Below are 15,712 nucleotides of genomic sequence, written 5' to 3'. Positions count from 1 at the left end.
CGGGCCGGCCGGTCAGCGGTCGCCGCCTTCTTCCTTCACCTCGCCGCGGTTGCCTTCCATCTCGCGGCCGTTCTTCTCCTCGGCGCGGGCGCCGGCGAGGATGCCGGGAAGCGCATAGTTCCCCTCGGCGCAGGCGTACTCGTAGATGTGGTCCCTGGTGAGGTTCCAGGCGACTTCGCCCTCGATGGCCTCGGTGAAGGTGGACGGGTCGACCACGCGGAACTGGTAGAGGAGCTGGTCGGCCGAGATCCGCGTGAAGCGCTCGGTCACCTGCATCTCGGCCGTCGCGCCGCGGAAGGTCTGGTCGGGGCGGAAGTTGGTGGTGTCGACCACCAGGGTCTCGCCGTCCCAGCGGGCCACCGAGTCGCCCATCCATTTGCGGATCGCCGCCGGCTCGTGACGGTCGTTGAGGCGGATCAGGCGCATGTCATGCACCATCTCGACCTGCAGCGCGACGCGGTCGGCGGACTGCGCGACGCCGTAGTGGTTGTTGTAGAGCACCGGCAGCATCGGCGGGCCCGCGGTGGAGCCGAAGCCCACCAGGCAGCGCTCGGCCAGCGGACGACGTTCGGGGCCGTCGAAGTTGCCGACGCGGGCGTTGCCGAACTGGGCGCGCTGGCGGGCCAGGGCGGCGGGGGTCATGGGCAGACGGCCGTTGGCGGGGCTCACGAGGATGGACGAGCGCGGCTGGCCGGCGATCCGCAGGACCTTGGTGCCGGGGTCGACCCAGAAGTTGTTGTAGCCGCACTCGGGTCCGGTCGGGAAACCCTTCACGCCGCACTCGAGGCCCTCGAGCTTCACGTTCGGATCGGTCGGCGCGAGGTCCTTGGCGTTGAACTTCGCGTTCTCGCCTTCGAGCTGCCGGGCTTCGGCATCGGTCAGCACCAGGCGGTCGCCGAGGCTCGCGTCGCGCTCCAGGCGGGTGATGGTGGCCGGCGACCAGGTGCCCGAAAGGTCGGGTTGGCCCCAGACGTTGCGCGGCGCCTTGTAGCCCCTGGCGACGGCGGCGGGGTTCGAGAGTTCCGCGTGTGCGGCGAGCGGCACGGCGGCCAGGGCGGTGGCGGCGCAGAGCGCGCCCACGAACCTGCGGGTCATCAGAGCCTCCCAGACAAACCGGATCTTCGGGTCCGCTGCGGCCAGCATACGCCCGGCCGGCCAAAGAAAAAGGGGCCGCCGACGTGGGCGGCCCCGTGAAGGAGTGCCTGCTGGGAGCAGAATGGGATAACGAGTTACGTGACGCGTGTTGCGCTCAGATTTCAGGCGATGTGGTCGCCGTGGCGGCGCAGGGCCTCGGCCGCGCGCCAGCCCAGCCAGGCGGCCGGCAGCATCAGCAGCGCGGCGGTCGCGATCGGCGCCCACGGCGCGATGGCCGAGAACACCGCGCCGCCCAGCACCGGGCCCGCCACGCGCGCGGCCGAGCCCGAGGCGCTGCCGGCCCCCAGGAACGCGCCCTGTCGCTCGGGGCTCGCCGAACGCGAAACGAGCGAGGTCGCGGCCGGCTGCCAGGCCGCGTTGCCGATCACGGACGCGGCGAGCGCCAGCCCGGCCAGCCAGCCGACCGGCGCGGCCGCCATCAGGAACAGGCAGGTCGAGGCGAGCGTGAGGCCGGCCACGATGGTCGCGCCGGCGCCGAACCGGCGCACCAGCATGCCGGACAGCAGCCCCTGGGAGAACGCGGCGGTGACGCCGGTGCAGGCCATCAGCAGGCCGACCTCGCGCGGGCCCCAGCCGAACCGCGCCTGCGCCCAGAGGCCGAGCACCGACCACATGGACGACGAGGCGAAGAAGCCCAGGAAGATCGTCGCGAAGGCGCGCTTCAGGACCGGATGGCGCGCCGCCTCGCCCAGCGCCTCGAACGGGTTGCCGCGCGGCCCGGGGGCGGTGGTAACGGCGCGGCTCTCGCGCACGAAGATGAGGATGCCCACGGCCGCCAGCCCGCAGAGCATGCCCGACACGAGGAGCGGCGGCTGGAAGCCGGCGGCGCCGAGGTCGGGCCGCGCCATCAGTCCGCCCAGCGCCGGGCCGATGACGAATCCGACGTTGAACGCCGAGCCGACCAGCCCGAGCCGGTGGGCCAGGATCGCCTTCGGGGAGATGTCGACGATATAGCCCTGGATCACCGACATGTTGCCGGAGAAGAAGCCGGCGGCGGCGCGCGCCAGGATCGCGATCCAGATCGTGGGCGAGTACGCGAGCGCCACGTAGCCCAGTCCGGCGCCGACGATGGTGATGAGCAGCACCGGGCGGCGGCCGATGCGGTCCGAGAGCCGGCCCCAGAAGAGTTCGCCCATGAACTGGCCGGCCGAGTAGACGGAAAACAGCAGCGTCACCTGCCAGGGCGTCGCGTCGAAGGCGCTGGCGAAGAAGGGCAGGAGCGGGATCACCACCCCGAAGCCGACCAGGCTCAGGAGCACGATCAGCAGCAGCACCGGCACGGCGCCCGACGAAGGCGCCGGCGGCCCGGTCGGCTGCGATGTCGGATCGGCCTCGCTCATCCGCCCGGCTTATGTGGAAACGCCCGCCGGGGGAACCGGCGGGCGTCTCGCTCGTGTGCGGAGGGCCGTGGCTACTTCGGCAGCGCGGCCTGCAGTTCGTGGACTTTGTCGAGGTGGGCCTGGACCTTTGCGATCGCGCCGGACGCCACGGCCTTCAGGCCCACGTCGTCGCCGCGTTCGGCGTAGCCCTTGAGCAGGTCGAGGGCTTCGTTGTGGGCGGCTTCCTGCTGGCTCAGGTAGGCCTTGTCGAAGTCGGCGCCGCTGGCGGCGTTCAGGTTGTCGATCAGGCCCTTGCGGCGCTCGTCGAGTTCGGTCGGGACGGCGGCGCGCGAGGCCTTGATGGCGGGGTCCGCGTCCTTGCCCATGGCGGTGTGGTCGGCGACCATCATCTTGCCGAACGCCTTGACGCCGGCCGACTGGCCCTTGGCGGCGGCGATCTTGCCGGCGTCGATCTCGTACATCCCGCTGGTCACCAGGCCGGTGACGAAGGCGTCCGTCGACAGGGCGCCGGTCGCCGCGGCGCCTGCGCCCACGGCGGCGGAGGTCGCGTCCTGGGCGGCGTTCACGGCGGCGCCGGCGGCGTCGGCGCTGGCGGCCGTGGCGTCGGCGGCCTGGTCCTGCTGCTTCTGGCAGGCGGCGAGGGCGAGGGCGGCGGCGGCCGCGGCGGCGAAGAGGGCGATCTGCTTCATGGAATGGTGCTCCCGTAGGAGCGAGCAACAGCCGGGCTAGCGGCTTTGTTCCGAGGGGTGCGGAACCAGCAGGAGATCGGCGGCGCGGACCTGGACGCGGTCGCCCGGCAGATCGACGACGGTGTGGAACTGCCGCAGGAAGCCCGCGCCCAGCAGGCCGGTCGGCGTCGGCGCGTGCGCGCCCGGCGCATAGATCTGCACGTCGGCGGCGCGGGCGTCGATGGCGCCGACCCGGAGGCTGCGCGCGCGGACGACCCGGTCGAGGCTGAGGCCGCCCAGGCCGACGGACCGGGCCTCGCGCACCTGTCGCCCCGGCGCGAGCAGGCCGGCGGCGCGCGCGGCGTCCTCGGTCAGCGCGACCGAGCCGCTGGCGCCGGTGTCGAGCAGCAGGCGCAGCGGGTGGCCGTCCAGCCGGACGTCGACCATGGGCGCGCCGTGGCGCCGGACGATCGGGATCGTGCGGCCCGCGCCGGGGCGGAACAGCTCTCCGGGGGCGCCGAAGCGGACGCGACTGCGGACGAAGTCGAGTTCGAACACCGCCTCGTTCAGGACGTCGCGGCCGATCAGGAGCTGGAAGTCGCGGGCGGTGACCTGCGCGATGGCCGCGAGGCCCAGGGCCGCCGCGTGGACGCCATCGACCCGAAGGCCCGGCATCGCCAGGTCGAGACGGACGCTGTGGGTGAGGGTGGGGCCGCCCGTGACCCCGTAGGCCAGCATCGGCGCGACGAGGACGCGCGGGAGCCCGAGGCGCGCGGCCGTGGCGCGGTCGATGGCCGAGAACTGGGCGCCGGTGTCGACCACGGCGCGGAGCGGCGCGCCGTTCACGGCGACGTCGATCTCCACGAGGCCGGCGCGTGACGGGAGCGGCAGCCACGGCGTGGACCTGCCGTTCGCGAACCGGGGCCTGAGCGGCGGCCAGGGGACGCGGTCGCGCAGCAGGAAGGCCGCGCCGCCCAGCGCGCCCAGCAGGCCCAGGCGCGTCAGCAGGATGCGCCGCGTCGTCCCTTCGCCGGCCATCTACTGGGTTTCGAGGTCTTCCGTGCCGATGCGCCAGTGGCCGTCGAGCCAGGCCAGCGCCTCGCGGGCGGCCGGATGGTCGAAGGTGGCGAAGCGCCGCTTCAGGTTGCCGTGCCGCTCCTCGCCCAGCCGATCCAGGCCGGTGTCGTCCAGCAGCAGGATGGCGCGTTCGATATAGTCGGCCAGCTCGGGGCCGCACACCTCGGCGGCCGCGCGGCGGAAAGCGGCCAGGTATTCGTAGGCGTCGCCCCTCGCGTAGCTTTCGGCCAGGGTCAGGCACGGGATGCGGCTGAGCACCGCCTGCGAGGCGGGGTTGACCCCGTGGGCGGAGACGTGCGGGCCGATGGCGGCCGGGCGGCCCGTGAAGGCGCGCAGGTGCAGGTGCTGGCTCATGCGCGGGCCGTCGTTGACGGGATAGTTGTCCCAGAGGAACGGCTTGCGCCGGAACTGCTCGGTCACGCGGGCCAGGTGGCCGGGGGAGAATTCCTTCGCGCAGACCTCCTCGCCGGTCCACATCAGCTCGATCCTGGGGTCGAGGCCCTTGCCGAGGTCTTCGAGGTAGTTGGCCGGGCGCCTTCCGAACACGCGGTCCAGCACGGCGTCGTCGGTGTAGTAGCTGGGACAGACGATGAGGCGCGAGGCGGCGGTCCGGCCGGCGATCCAGTCGACGATCTCGACCTGGCGCTCGGCGAGGTCGACCTGGTCGCCCTTCATGTCGTCGAAGAAGATGCCGAGGTCGGCGAGGCCGAGACTGTCGAGCTGCGCCAGCTTCGCGGCCAGCGCCTCCTTCGACGGCGCGTCGAAGTCCTGGAACAGCGCGTAGGGGCTCAAGCCCACGCCGAAGCGGACGCCCTGGCCGCGGCAGACGGCGGCGAAGTCGCCGAGGGCCTTCAGCGTCGCGTCGGGGTAGGGCTCGCGCCACCTGCGCCGCAGGTGGCCGTCGATCTTGGGTGCGTAGATATAGAAGCTGTAGCCCGCCGGCTTCAGCGCCCGGACCATGTCGGCCCGCTCGTCCCAGGCGTAGGGCCGGCCGAAGAAGCCCTCGATGATGCCGAGTTCCGGAGTCATGCTGACTGCATAGCCGAGGGCGGTTGCGATAACGCTGTAAATTTGTAAGGTCCGCCCAAACGGGAGATGCGCACATGAAGTCCGACGCCGAGTTCGACCTGATCGTCTATGGCGCCAGCGGCTACACGGGCCGGCTGGTCGCCGAGCACCTGGCCAAGAACTACGGCGTGGGCGGCGAGGTGAAGTGGGCGATGGCGGGCCGCTCGGCCGCCAAGCTCGCCGAGGTGCGCGACGAGATCGGGGCGCCGAAGGACACGCCGCTGGTGGTGGCCGACGCCGCCGATCCGGCCTCGCTGGACGCCATGGTGGCGCGGACCAAGGCGGTGATCACCACGGTCGGGCCCTATCAGCTCTACGGCAACGAACTGGTCGAGGCGTGCGTGAAGGCGGGCACGGACTGCCTGGACCTGTCGGGCGAGCCCAACTGGATGCGCGCGATGATCGACAAGCACCATGCGGCGGCCAAGGCGTCGGGCGCGCGGATCCTGCACTCGTGCGGCTTCGACTCCATCCCGTTCGAGATGGGCGTGTGGTTCGCGCAGGAGACGGCGAAGGCGAAGCTGGGCCACGTGGTGGCCCGCGTGAAGGGCCGGGTGCGCGGCATCGACGGTGGCCTGTCGGGCGGCACGGCGGCCAGCGGCGCGGCCACCATGGCGGCGATCCAGAAGGACCCGTCGCTGCTGGCGATCATGATGAGCCCGTTCGGCCTGACGCCGGGCTTCGAAGGGCCGGCCCAGCCCGCGGGGCAGGCGCCGGAGGAGGACCCGGACGTGGGGCCGGTCGGGCCGTTCATGATGGCGGTCATCAACACCAAGAACGTGCACCGCTCGAACCTTCTGATGGGCCATCCGTACGGGGCCGACTTCGTCTACGACGAGATGGTGATCGGCGGGCCGGGCGAGACGGTGGGCTTCACCGACATGGGCAGCCTGCCGGGCGGCGGGCCGAAGCCCGGCGAGGGGCCGACCAAGGAGGAGCGCGAGCGCGGCTTTTTCGACATCCTGTTCATCGGCGTCGACGCCGACGGCAAGCGCGTGAAGGTGGCCGTGAAGGGCGACAAGGACCCGGGCTACGGCTCGACCTCCAAGATGCTGGCCGAGACGGCGATCGCGCTGGTGCGCGCGCCGGACGTGGCGGGCGGCGTCTGGACGCCGGGCGCGGCGCTGCAGGGGCGGCTGAAGGACCGGCTGCAGGCCCACGCGGGCCTGAGCTTCGAGGTGGAGTAGCTCTACCGCCATCGTGAGCGGGGAGGCCAGCGCCTCACATCAGCCCCAGCGCCTTGAAGCTGGCGACGCCGTCTCGGCCGACGACGAGGTGGTCGTGGATGGCGATGCGTAGCGGGCGGGCGGCTTCGACCACCTGGCGGGTCATGTCGACGTCGGCGGGGCTGGGCGTGGGGTCGCCGCTGGGGTGATTGTGGACGAGGATGACGGCGCTGGCCGACAGCTCGAGGGCGCGGCGGACCACTTCGCGCGGGTAGACCGGGGCGTGGTCGACGGTGCCGCGGTTCATGACCTCGTCGGCGACCAGTTGGTTCTTCTTGTCGAGGAAGAGCACGCGGAACTGCTCGCGCCCCTCGTGCGCCATGGCGGTCTTCACGTAGGCGAGGAGCGCGTTCCAGGAGGAGATCACCGGGCGGCGCGTCACCTGCTCGCGGGCCGTGCGCAGCGTCGCCTCGTGCAGGAGCTTGAGGTCGAGGGCGAGGGATTCGCCGACGCCCTTCACGGTGCGCAGCTCCTCGGCGGTCGCGCCCAGGACGCCGCCCAGCGAGCCGAAGCGGGCCAGGAGCTGCTTGGCCAGCGGCTTCACGTCGCCGCGCGGGATCGAGCGGAAGAGGAACAGCTCCAGCACCTCGTAGTCGGGGAGCGCCGCCAGCCCGCCCGCGCCGGCGCGGTCGCGCAGCCGCTCGCGATGGCCGGCGTGGTGCGGCGGCGCCGGCGCGAGCCTGGCGCGCCAGAGGTCCGGCTGTGGGGAAGCGTCTTCGACGGCGAACGTGCGGGCCATGGCGGTGCTCAATGTTCCGCAAATGTTCGCGTCATGCAAGAGGCCCCCGATCGGGGGAGGCCGAGCGGCGCAGCCCGGGGCAACTTCGTCCCGACGATGGGGGGACGGAGATGAGGTTCACGACGATCCTCTCCGTCATGGTGGTGGCCGTGACGGTGGTGATGATGGTGGTCGTGGCGGCCTAGCGGGTCGTGACGGCGATCGCGTTGTCGTCGGACGCGCGGTCGATCAGCTTGTTGTAGGGATCGACGCCGGCGAACTTCGGCGGCTTGTCGACCGTGACCGTGAGGGTCTGGACGCCGGTCCGAAGGCCCGTGGTCCGGAACGCCAGCACGTTCTGCCGGCCGAACCCGGGCTTGCCGGGCTCGGCGGTGAAGACGCCCACGTCGAACACCTCGCTCGCCGGGATCGCCACGGGCGTCTCCTTGCCGGCGCCGTCTGCGTAGACCTTCCGGGCCTCGAGCGTCAGCGTGACGTCCCAGCGGCCGTCGGCGCGCCTCTTCGCCACCGCCGAGCGGGTCTGCAGGTCGTACAGCGTGATCTTCTCGAAGAGGTCGGTGATCAGTTGCTGGGCGGCGGGATCGGCGCCGGCCTCGGCCCTGAGCGCGTCCACGAGGTCCTGCGAGCGCGGGTAGGGCGCGCCCTTGAAGGCGTACTGCCGCAGCAGCCGCCGCAGCGCCGCGTCGACCCTGGCTTCGCCCAGCCGGTCGCGCAGCAGGTACATGACCAGCGAGCCCTTGCGGTAGTGGATGTAGTCCTGGTTCTCGACCCGGATCAGCGGCAGCTCCTCCACCAGCTCGCCGCCGCGCGCGCGCAGGTAGCGGTCCAGCTCGAACTTGAGGAACTTGCGGATGCCGTCCGCGCCGTAGGTCTTCTCCATCACGATCAGGGCCGAGTACTGCGCCAGCGTCTCGGAGAGCGCGGTCGCGCCCTGCATGTCGGCGCCGATGATCTGGTGGGCCCACCACTGGTGCGCCAGCTCGTGGGCGGTGACGTAGGTGGCGTAGTCGATCTTGTCGGCCTTGGTGTTGTCGGTGACGAAGCCGATGCTCTCGGAATAGGGCATGGTGTTCGCGAAGGCCTGGGCGAAGCGCGCGTAGCCGGGGAACTCCAGGATCCGCGCCTGGCGGAACTGGTAGGGGCTGAAGCTGGCCTGGAAATAGTCGAGCCCGGTGCGCAGGGCGCCCAGCATCCTGTCGACGTTCCAGGGATGCTGGGGGTCGTAGTAGACGGCGAGTTCGACGCCCTTGTAGGTCTCGCGCCGGATCGCATAGCGGGCCGACTGCACCGAGAAGAAGTTCAGCACCGGCGCGTCGGTGCGATAGCGGATGGTGCGCCGCCCGCCCCTGGTCTCGTCGGAGACGCGGTAGCCGGGCGCCACGGGCGTCTGGTCGGCGTCGGTGGTGACGCGGATGTCGGCGTTCACCCAGTCGGCGTTGGCGAGGTAGTTGCGGCGCGTGGCCGAGAGGTCCTCCAGCTTCGGCGGCCGAAGCTGGGGCGCCAGGCCATACTTCTTGCGCTTCACCCGGTCCTGCAGGAGGCGGTTGCGGTCCATGCCGACGACGGGGCCGAACGCGAAGTTGTCGACGAAGGTCCCGTTCTCGACGATCCGGGTCATGTTGCCGGAGTTCCTGAAGCCCACCTGGCCCATGACGGTCTGGAAGGAGAGCGCCGTGCGTTCGCCGGGCATGAGCGGCCGGTCGAAGGTGAAGACGCGATAGTTGTAGCGGTCGTAGGTCTTTACCCGCGAGGCGCCGTTGACGCTCATCTGCAGGGCCTTGGTGTCGCGGTCGAGGCGCACGTGCAGCTCGCGCACCGGCGCGCCGGTGTCGTTGATCAGGTGGTAGACGCCCTCGGTGACCAGCCTGGGCCCGCGCGGATGGATGTCGACGTCGAGCTGGACGTCGGTGACGGACGGCTGCGGCAGCGTCTCGTACTTCAGGAACGCCTTCTCGTAGTCGGCCAGCCACGCTTCGTCGCCCGTGCGGGTGCGGTACTCGTTGAGCTGGTTGGTGTTGTGGAAGATGAAGACGCCCAGGCCCGCGAACGACGCCAGCGCCAGCGCGCCCACGACGCCGGCTCCGCCCTTCAGCCGCGACGGCAGGCGGCGCAGCCGGGCGCGCAACTGCCACGCCGACCCGCGCGGCCACAGCGCGTAGGCGATCACCATCAGGATCACCGCGAAGGCGGTCCAGTAGGCGCGGAACCAGGCGGCGATGGCGGCGAAGTTCCCCTGGCCGTTCATGTCGGAGAGCGGCTCGCCGGCGAAGCCCGGATAGGCCGGCTTCCCGCCGTAGAGGTAGAGCTCGTGCTCGAAGCCCAGCCGCGGCAGCACGAGCCGCGCCACCAGCACCAGGATGAGGACGCCCCAGCCCACGAACTTGTTGGGCGACAGCGCCTGGATGAACACCGCCAGGATCGCCAGCAGCGACCAGTCGACGACGCCGGGCAGGATGTACCAGGAGACGTAGTGGCCGACGTGGACCTGGGTGAAGCCCTGGGCGAGCTGCACCGCGATGCCGGTCAGCGCCGCGACGATCAGCATCGAGGCCATCACCAGGACCAGCGCGAAGACCTTCGGGACCATCAGCGCCCAGTCCGGCAGCGCGCTGGCGTCGAGCAGTTCCTGGGTGCGCCGGTCGCGTTCGCGCCAGACCAGCTCGCCCGCGTAGTAGATGGCGACGATCCAGATCAGGATGACGAAGCTGCCCTGCAGCGTCTCGATGACCCAGCGCGTGACCGGGTAGAGCGCCGAGCCGCCGAGTTCGGCGCCGCCCAGGAGGTTGCCCAGGGCGTTGAACACGCCCAGCAGCAGCAGGACGACGAATGCCGGGCTCTTGAACGTCTGGCTCACCTCGAAGCGGGTGCGCTCCCAGAGCTGGACCATCGACGTGAAGGCGTTGAAGCGGGGCTTCGGCAGCGGCCCCGGCGCGGCGCGGGCGGCCGGGGCGGTGGCGGGCCTGTCGCGCCGGCGGCGGCCCGCGCGTTCGCCGAAGCGGAACGTCGCGTAGGCCAGGGCGAGCGCCGCGAGGCCTACGGGCATCCAGACCAGGCGGTTCCAGAGCAGGGGACCGGCGATGGGCGGGACCAGCGTGTTGGCGTCGGCGGCGGTGTAGTAGCGCGTGGCGAGCTGGAAGGCCGCGCCGCCGAACGGGTCGATCATCGCGGCGAGCGCCAGCTTGTCCGGGTCGGCCAGCATCACGCCGGCGGCCAGGAAGGCGGCCAGGAACGCCGCGGCGGCCACGTAGGTCCCCATCATCGAGCGCGTGATGGTGGCGACCGCGAAGAACAGCGCCGAGACCAGGAAGATCGAGGGCAGCGCGATCCACAGGTAGCCGAAGGCATAGGCCCCGAGCATGTTCGGCCCCAGCTTGTCGGGGTCGATCCAGGGCATCAGCGCGCCGACGAACATGCCGAGCGGCGAGGCCAGGAAGAGCAGCGCCACCGCCGCGAACGCGCCGGCGAAGCGGCCGAACAGGTAGTCGAACCGGGTGACCCGCGTCGAGCGCACGATCGGGCCGAAGCCGGTCTCCTCGTCGCGCGTGATGACGTTGGCGACGAAGGCGGTCGAGGCGAACATGAAGATGGTCGCTATCGTGCCCATCCAGAGCGCGATGGCGGCGGGCGAGTTCTTGTGGATGTTGCCGGGCGCGCCGATCGACAGGTTGTCGGTGACGACGCCGATGTAGGGCATCAGGAAGAAGACCACCGCGCTGATCCAGAAGATCGGCTGGCGGAGCTGGTAGCGCACCTCGAAGGCCGCGATCTTGCCGAACATCGCGCGCGTCCCTCAGGCGGCGACGCGGCGCGATGCGGCCAGGGTGGAGAAGTAGACGTCCTCCAGCCCGCCCTGGACCTGCTCGAATCCGGCGCCCGGGTTCGCGTCGGCCAGGACGTGGATCACCGTGCGGCCGCCCGCGAGGCGGGTCGAGATCACCTGGTTGAGCGCGCGCTCGCCCTCCAGGTCGGCGCGGTCGACGGTCTTCTTCCAGACCCGGCCCGACAGCTCGCCGATCAGCGCCGACGGGGCGCCTTCCTTCAGGATGCGGCCGCCGGCCAGCACGGCCATGCGCGGGCAGAGATCGGAGACGTCGTCGACGATGTGGGTCGACAGGATCACCACCACGTTCTCGCCGATCTCGGACAGCAGGTTCAGGAAGCGGTTGCGCTCCTCGGGATCGAGGCCCGCGGTGGGCTCGTCGACGATGATCAACTGCGGCTGGCCGATCAGCGCCTGGGCGATGCCGAAACGCTGGCGCATGCCGCCCGAATAGCCGGCGACGGCCTTCTTGCGCACGTCCCAGAGGTTCACCTGTTGCAGCAGGGTCTCGACGGTATCCTTGCGCTCGCCCCTGCCGGCGATGCCCTTCAGCACGGCCATGTGGTCCAGCAGGTCGGCGGCGGAGACGCGCGGATAGACGCCGAAGTCCTGCGGCAGGTAGCCCAGGGTGCGGCGCAGTTTCTCGGGCTCGGCGACGACGTCGATGTCGCCGAAGGCGATCGACCCGGCGGTGGGGGTCTGCAACGTGGCGATGGCGCGCATCAGGGTCGACTTGCCCGCGCCGTTCGGGCCCAGGAGGCCGAACATGCCCTTGCCGATGGAAAGGCCGACGTCGTCGAGCGCGCGCGTCCCGTTCGGGTAGACGTGCGTCAGGCCGCTAATCGAAAGCATAGGCTCACTTTCACCCCGTCCCTGAGGCGAAGCTGCCCGCTGCCCGCACGGGGAGCAAGTGAGGGATATGTAACGTGGCGCGGCGGCGTTACCGCTCGCCGCTGCGACGAACGGTCAGGTGAGATCCAGCGTCACCCTGGCGAGGTCGCCCTGCCAGACCTTCCGGGCCTCCGCCCGGTTGGCGGCGGCGCCCTTCGCGTCGGCCTGCGCCAGGACGCGGAGCGCCAGCGGGTCGTGCGGCCATTCGGCGAGGCTGGCGCGGGCGGCGGCGGCGGCTTCGGCCCTGCGGCCCGCCTTCAGCTCCGCGGCGGCGACGCTGCGGCGCACGGGATACCACCAGGGCGGCGGGTCGAAGTTCCTCGGGACCGGGAAGGCCGCCTCCTGCGTGTCGGCGGCGCGGTCGTAGTGCCGGGCCGCCTCGGCGGGCCTGCCCGCCAGCATGGCGGCGCGGCCGCGCAGCACGCCCTCCATGATGGTCGCCAGCGTCACGTTGCCCGTCTCGCCCGCCTTGGCGGCCTCGGCGGAGAGCGCCGCGACGGCCCGGGCCTCGCGCGCCACCCCGGCCGCGTCGCGCCTGGAGGCCAGCGCCTCGCCGCGCGCGTACAGGCGGTAGAGACGGACCAGCCGCGGGGCCGTCGGATCGTCGGCCACGGCCAGCGCCCGGCGCGGGGCGTAGCGGCCGAGGGCTACGAGGCTGCGCGCCTGCGCCATCGTGCGCCGCTCTTCCGGCGCGGAGGCGGGATAGGCGACGGCGGCGTGGTCGGCGTACTTCACGGCCAGCGGGCCGTCGCCGGCCATCAGCGCGCCCCCCAGGCCGAACAGGTAGTTGTGGGTGTAGTAGCGCTGCGTCAGCGGCCTGGCGGAAGCGCCCAGCGCCGAACGCGTCTCGGCGTCGACCTTCAGCGCCTGCGCGTTGGTGACCGCGACCTCCTCGTAGCGGCCGACGCGCATCAGGGTGTGGGTGCCCATGTGGACCAGGTGCGACGCGCCGGGCGCCAGCTCGTCGAGCCGCACCGCGTAGGGCAGGGCCAGCGCCGCCTTCTGCGCGAACTCGGTGGCGTGGATGTAGTAGTGGATCGCCGCCGTATCGTCGGGCTTCCTGGCCAGCACGTCCTCGAGGATGGCGATGGCGCGCGGCACGCCCGAGTAGTCGTCCTGCCGCGCCGGGGTGATGAGAGCGTGCGCCGCCAGGTTGGCGATCATCGCATCGCCGGGGTTCTTCGCCAGCAGGGCGTCCAGCGACTTGCCGTAGGCCATCTCGCGCCCGCCCGCGGCGGGCTCCCTGGAGTAGCGCCCCTGCAGGGTCGCGATCAGGCCGGCGGTGCGGGTGTCGCCCGGCTTCACCAGGGTGGCGGCGCGGTCGGCGACGGCCAGCGCCTCGACGCGCTCGGCGTCGGTCATCTGGGTGTTGAGCGTCGGGCCCAGGCTCATGGCGACGCCCCATGCGCAGAGCGCGCAGCCGGGGTCCAGCGCCGCGGCCTTGGCGAAGGCGGCCTTGGTCTCGTCGTGGCTGAACGCGTGATAGAGGTCGAGCGCGTTCTCGAACCAGGCCTGCGCCTCGGGGTTCGCCGTGTCGGCCCGCGCGCCGCCGTTGCCGACACCCGGCATGATCGCCCCGCCGCTCGACCCTCCCGACTGCTCGGCGCTGCAGATGAAGCCGATGCCCAGCAGGCTGGGGTCGGGACCGGCGCCCAGCGCCGACGGCGCGGCGGCGAACACGGAGGCGGCGAGCGCGAGGGCGAGCTTCATGCCCGCCAGCGTCGCGCCGTCAGGGCGCAGTGGCAAGTCCGCGCCTCACCTCCCCTGCGAAGCGGGGGAGGTCGGATCTAGGCGGTCGCGATGGCGGGCCGGAACCGGCCGGTGGGCGAGGCGGTGAAGATCTCCACGCCGTCGTCCGTCACGCCGACCGAATGCTCGCACTGGGCCGAGAGGGATTTGTCGCGGGTCACCGCCGTCCAGCCGTCGGCGAGCAGCTTCACCGGATGCTTGCCCAGGTTCACCATCGGCTCGATGGTGAAGAACATGCCGGGCTTCAGGACGTCGCCCGTGCCCTTCTGGCCGAAGTGCAGGATGTTGGGCGCGTCGTGGAACACGCGGCCGAGGCCGTGGCCGCAGAAGTCGCGCACCACCGAGCAGCGCATGGATTCGACGTAGTGCTGGATCGCGGCGCCGATGTCGCCGGTCCGGGCGCCGGGCTTCACCTGGGCGAGGCCGCGCTCGAGCGCCTCGTAGGTGACGTCGACCAGCCGCTTGGCCCGCGGCGCGACCGCGCCCACGCCGTACATGCGGCTGGTGTCGCCGTGCCAGCCGTCGACCACCACGGTGACGTCGATGTTGGCGATGTCGCCTTCGCGCAGCGCGCGCTCGCCCGGGATGCCGTGGCAGACGACGTGGTTCGGGCTGATGCAGACGGTCTTCGTGTAGCCGCGGTAGCCCAGGCACGCGGGCAGCGCCCCATGGTCCAGGATGAATTCGCGCGCCAGGTCGTCGAGGCGGCCGGTGGTGACGCCCGGAACCACGTGGGGCTCCAGCATGTCCAGGCACTCGGCGGCCAGCCGGCCGGCCTTGCGCATGCCGGCGAAGCCCTCGGGCCCGTGCAGCTTGATCTGGCCCGTGCGGTGCTCAGCGTCGAGGATGTCTGTCATGGGGGCGCTCCGAAGCCGCCTATGTCGCAGTGGAAGCGTTGAAATTCAATGGCGGGGAGGTGCGAATGAGAATGTGGGGCTGGTGGGTCGCAGCAGTGACGGCGCTAGTGGCGACCGGCGCGGCGCGGGCGAGTGACGTGTGCGCATTTGCTGATGCTCCGCGCGTCTTGGTGCAATCAGGCGCTCCACACCTGAAAGGCAGCCGCCTCCTGCAGGTTTGGGAGATGGACGACGCACCAGTGCTCTGGTCCCACGTGGAGCCCGCAGGCTACGAGGCATTTCGCGCGCGAATCGTCGCCCGGGCCGGCAACACCCAGCCTCTCCATCTGCTGGCGCAACATTCCTGGACGAACAATCGGATCGTCGCGGATCACGCCGCCGAGTGGATAAGGCCGGTCAACTGCGTGCAGATGCTGCTGCAACAGGCGCAGGACGACCGCATAGACACGCTCGCCGCCCCGACCGAGTTCGCTGCGGCCGTGCTGCGTTCACCGGACGGCCGTCGGATCCGAGCCTACTTCTACACGATCAACGAGGACGGCATCGGTCGGCTAGCGCCGCTGACGGAGCCCGTGCGCGCGGACCGCAGCGCCGGATGGATGATCTTGGCGGTGCTCCACAACCACGCATTCCACCCAGGGAATTCCGAACTCAATGGCGCAATCGCGCCCAGTCGGCCGGATGCACAGTTCAGCATGAACTTTGCAGATACAGGCGTGGCCGAGGCTTGGATCACCAACGGCCTGCACACAGCGCACATCCCTGCCGCGGCTTTCGGGTTGTTTGAGCGCGACGGGCCCTAGTTGCGTCGCGGGCCTGCATTTTCAAGCCAGGGCACGCGCCCGGCGAGGACCACGCGCTCGGGGCTGATCGCGCAACGGTAGGCGAGGACCTCGACGCCGGCGGTCGCAGCGGCGGTGAGCCCGCGGGCATAGGCCGGGTCGAGGTCGAAGCAGGCGGAGAAAGCGTCGCAGTCCGTCCGCTGGATCACGAACAGCATCACCGCCCGCTCGCCCGCCGCCACCATGGCGGTGAGTTCGCGCAGGTGCTTGAGCGAGCGGGCGGCGACGCAGTCGGGGAACTCGGCGAGCGCGCCTTCGCGACGCAGGTGGCAGTTCTTGA

13 protein-coding genes are annotated in these 15,712 nt (G+C 71.3%); 2 read left to right on the top strand and 11 right to left on the bottom strand.

The window, feature by feature from the left end:
- Positions 1 to 12 precede the first annotated feature (12 nt).
- From JNL41_RS07410 to JNL41_RS07390, 5 genes are all read right to left on the bottom strand, one after another.
- Entirely contained in the window at positions 13 to 1,095 is a 1,083-nt protein-coding gene (locus JNL41_RS07410; protein WP_293473639.1) for a hypothetical protein, read from the bottom strand.
- A 161-nt stretch (positions 1,096 to 1,256) separates the two neighbouring features.
- Complete coding sequence (locus JNL41_RS07405; protein WP_293473638.1) at positions 1,257 to 2,495, bottom strand: MFS transporter; 1,239 nt, start codon at positions 2,493 to 2,495, stop codon at positions 1,257 to 1,259.
- A gap of 71 nt (positions 2,496 to 2,566) precedes the next feature.
- The gene (locus tag JNL41_RS07400) at positions 2,567 to 3,184 is read right to left on the bottom strand and encodes a DUF4142 domain-containing protein (protein WP_293473637.1); all 618 of its coding nucleotides are present in this window, start codon (positions 3,182 to 3,184) and stop codon (positions 2,567 to 2,569) included.
- A gap of 36 nt (positions 3,185 to 3,220) precedes the next feature.
- Positions 3,221 to 4,201 (bottom strand): aspartyl protease family protein, encoded by a 981-nt coding sequence (locus JNL41_RS07395; protein ID WP_293473636.1) that lies wholly within the window; start codon positions 4,199 to 4,201, stop codon positions 3,221 to 3,223.
- A complete protein-coding gene (locus JNL41_RS07390) occupies positions 4,202 to 5,269 on the bottom strand; it encodes a beta-N-acetylglucosaminidase domain-containing protein (protein WP_293473635.1) in 1,068 nt (355 codons plus the stop codon). It lies immediately after the preceding gene.
- 74 nt (positions 5,270 to 5,343) lie between these two features.
- On the opposite strand from JNL41_RS07390, the gene JNL41_RS07385 reads away from it, so the two are divergent.
- Positions 5,344 to 6,495, top strand: a complete 1,152-nt coding sequence (locus JNL41_RS07385) for a saccharopine dehydrogenase NADP-binding domain-containing protein (protein ID WP_293473634.1) — start codon at positions 5,344 to 5,346, stop codon at positions 6,493 to 6,495.
- Between the two features lie 34 nt (positions 6,496 to 6,529).
- Here the strand turns inward: JNL41_RS07385 and radC are convergent, their stop codons facing one another.
- From radC to map, 5 genes are all read right to left on the bottom strand, one after another.
- Positions 6,530 to 7,273, bottom strand: coding sequence for a DNA repair protein RadC (gene radC, locus JNL41_RS07380; RefSeq protein ID WP_293473633.1), 744 nt, complete (start codon positions 7,271 to 7,273; stop codon positions 6,530 to 6,532).
- A gap of 181 nt (positions 7,274 to 7,454) precedes the next feature.
- The gene (locus JNL41_RS07375; protein ID WP_293473632.1) at positions 7,455 to 11,051 is read right to left on the bottom strand and encodes a M1 family aminopeptidase; all 3,597 of its coding nucleotides are present in this window, start codon (positions 11,049 to 11,051) and stop codon (positions 7,455 to 7,457) included.
- A gap of 12 nt (positions 11,052 to 11,063) precedes the next feature.
- Entirely contained in the window at positions 11,064 to 11,945 is an 882-nt protein-coding gene (locus JNL41_RS07370; protein WP_293473631.1) for an ABC transporter ATP-binding protein, read from the bottom strand.
- 114 nt (positions 11,946 to 12,059) lie between these two features.
- Positions 12,060 to 13,730, bottom strand: coding sequence for a hypothetical protein (locus JNL41_RS07365; RefSeq protein WP_293473630.1), 1,671 nt, complete (start codon positions 13,728 to 13,730; stop codon positions 12,060 to 12,062).
- Between the two features lie 41 nt (positions 13,731 to 13,771).
- Positions 13,772 to 14,590, bottom strand: a complete 819-nt coding sequence (map, locus tag JNL41_RS07360) for a type I methionyl aminopeptidase (protein ID WP_293473629.1) — start codon at positions 14,588 to 14,590, stop codon at positions 13,772 to 13,774.
- Between the two features lie 65 nt (positions 14,591 to 14,655).
- Here map and JNL41_RS07355 point away from each other — a divergent pair, with 65 nt between their 5' ends.
- Complete coding sequence (locus JNL41_RS07355) at positions 14,656 to 15,393, top strand: hypothetical protein (protein WP_293473628.1); 738 nt, start codon at positions 14,656 to 14,658, stop codon at positions 15,391 to 15,393.
- Here the strand turns inward: JNL41_RS07355 and JNL41_RS07350 are convergent.
- Positions 15,390 to 15,712, bottom strand: a 323-nt coding sequence (locus JNL41_RS07350) for a DNA/RNA nuclease SfsA (RefSeq protein ID WP_293473627.1), incomplete at its 5' end; no start/stop codon positions are given. The genes JNL41_RS07355 and JNL41_RS07350 overlap by 4 nt on opposite strands.

Origin of the sequence: Phenylobacterium sp., assembly GCF_016793285.1 — a bacterium.
Classification (GTDB): Bacteria; Pseudomonadota; Alphaproteobacteria; order Caulobacterales; family Caulobacteraceae; genus Phenylobacterium.
This window is presented reverse-complemented; position numbering and strand designations above follow the sequence as displayed.

Bases quoted from the DNA above. Each gene is read 5' to 3' on its own strand.
- JNL41_RS07355 (WP_293473628.1), top strand. From the start codon at position 14,656: ATGAGAATGTGGGGCTGGTGGGTCGCAGCAGTGACGGCGCTAGTGGCG.
- map (WP_293473629.1), bottom strand. From the start codon at position 14,590: ATGACAGACATCCTCGACGCTGAGCACCGCACGGGCCAGATCAAGCTG.
- JNL41_RS07405 (WP_293473638.1), bottom strand. From the start codon at position 2,495: ATGAGCGAGGCCGATCCGACATCGCAGCCGACCGGGCCGCCGGCGCCT.
- JNL41_RS07410 (WP_293473639.1), bottom strand. From the start codon at position 1,095: ATGACCCGCAGGTTCGTGGGCGCGCTCTGCGCCGCCACCGCCCTGGCC.
- JNL41_RS07370 (WP_293473631.1), bottom strand. From the start codon at position 11,945: ATGCTTTCGATTAGCGGCCTGACGCACGTCTACCCGAACGGGACGCGC.
- JNL41_RS07395 (WP_293473636.1), bottom strand. From the start codon at position 4,201: ATGGCCGGCGAAGGGACGACGCGGCGCATCCTGCTGACGCGCCTGGGC.
- JNL41_RS07375 (WP_293473632.1), bottom strand. From the start codon at position 11,051: ATGTTCGGCAAGATCGCGGCCTTCGAGGTGCGCTACCAGCTCCGCCAG.
- radC (WP_293473633.1), bottom strand. From the start codon at position 7,273: ATGGCCCGCACGTTCGCCGTCGAAGACGCTTCCCCACAGCCGGACCTC.
- JNL41_RS07385 (WP_293473634.1), top strand. From the start codon at position 5,344: ATGAAGTCCGACGCCGAGTTCGACCTGATCGTCTATGGCGCCAGCGGC.
- JNL41_RS07390 (WP_293473635.1), bottom strand. From the start codon at position 5,269: ATGACTCCGGAACTCGGCATCATCGAGGGCTTCTTCGGCCGGCCCTAC.
- JNL41_RS07400 (WP_293473637.1), bottom strand. From the start codon at position 3,184: ATGAAGCAGATCGCCCTCTTCGCCGCCGCGGCCGCCGCCGCCCTCGCC.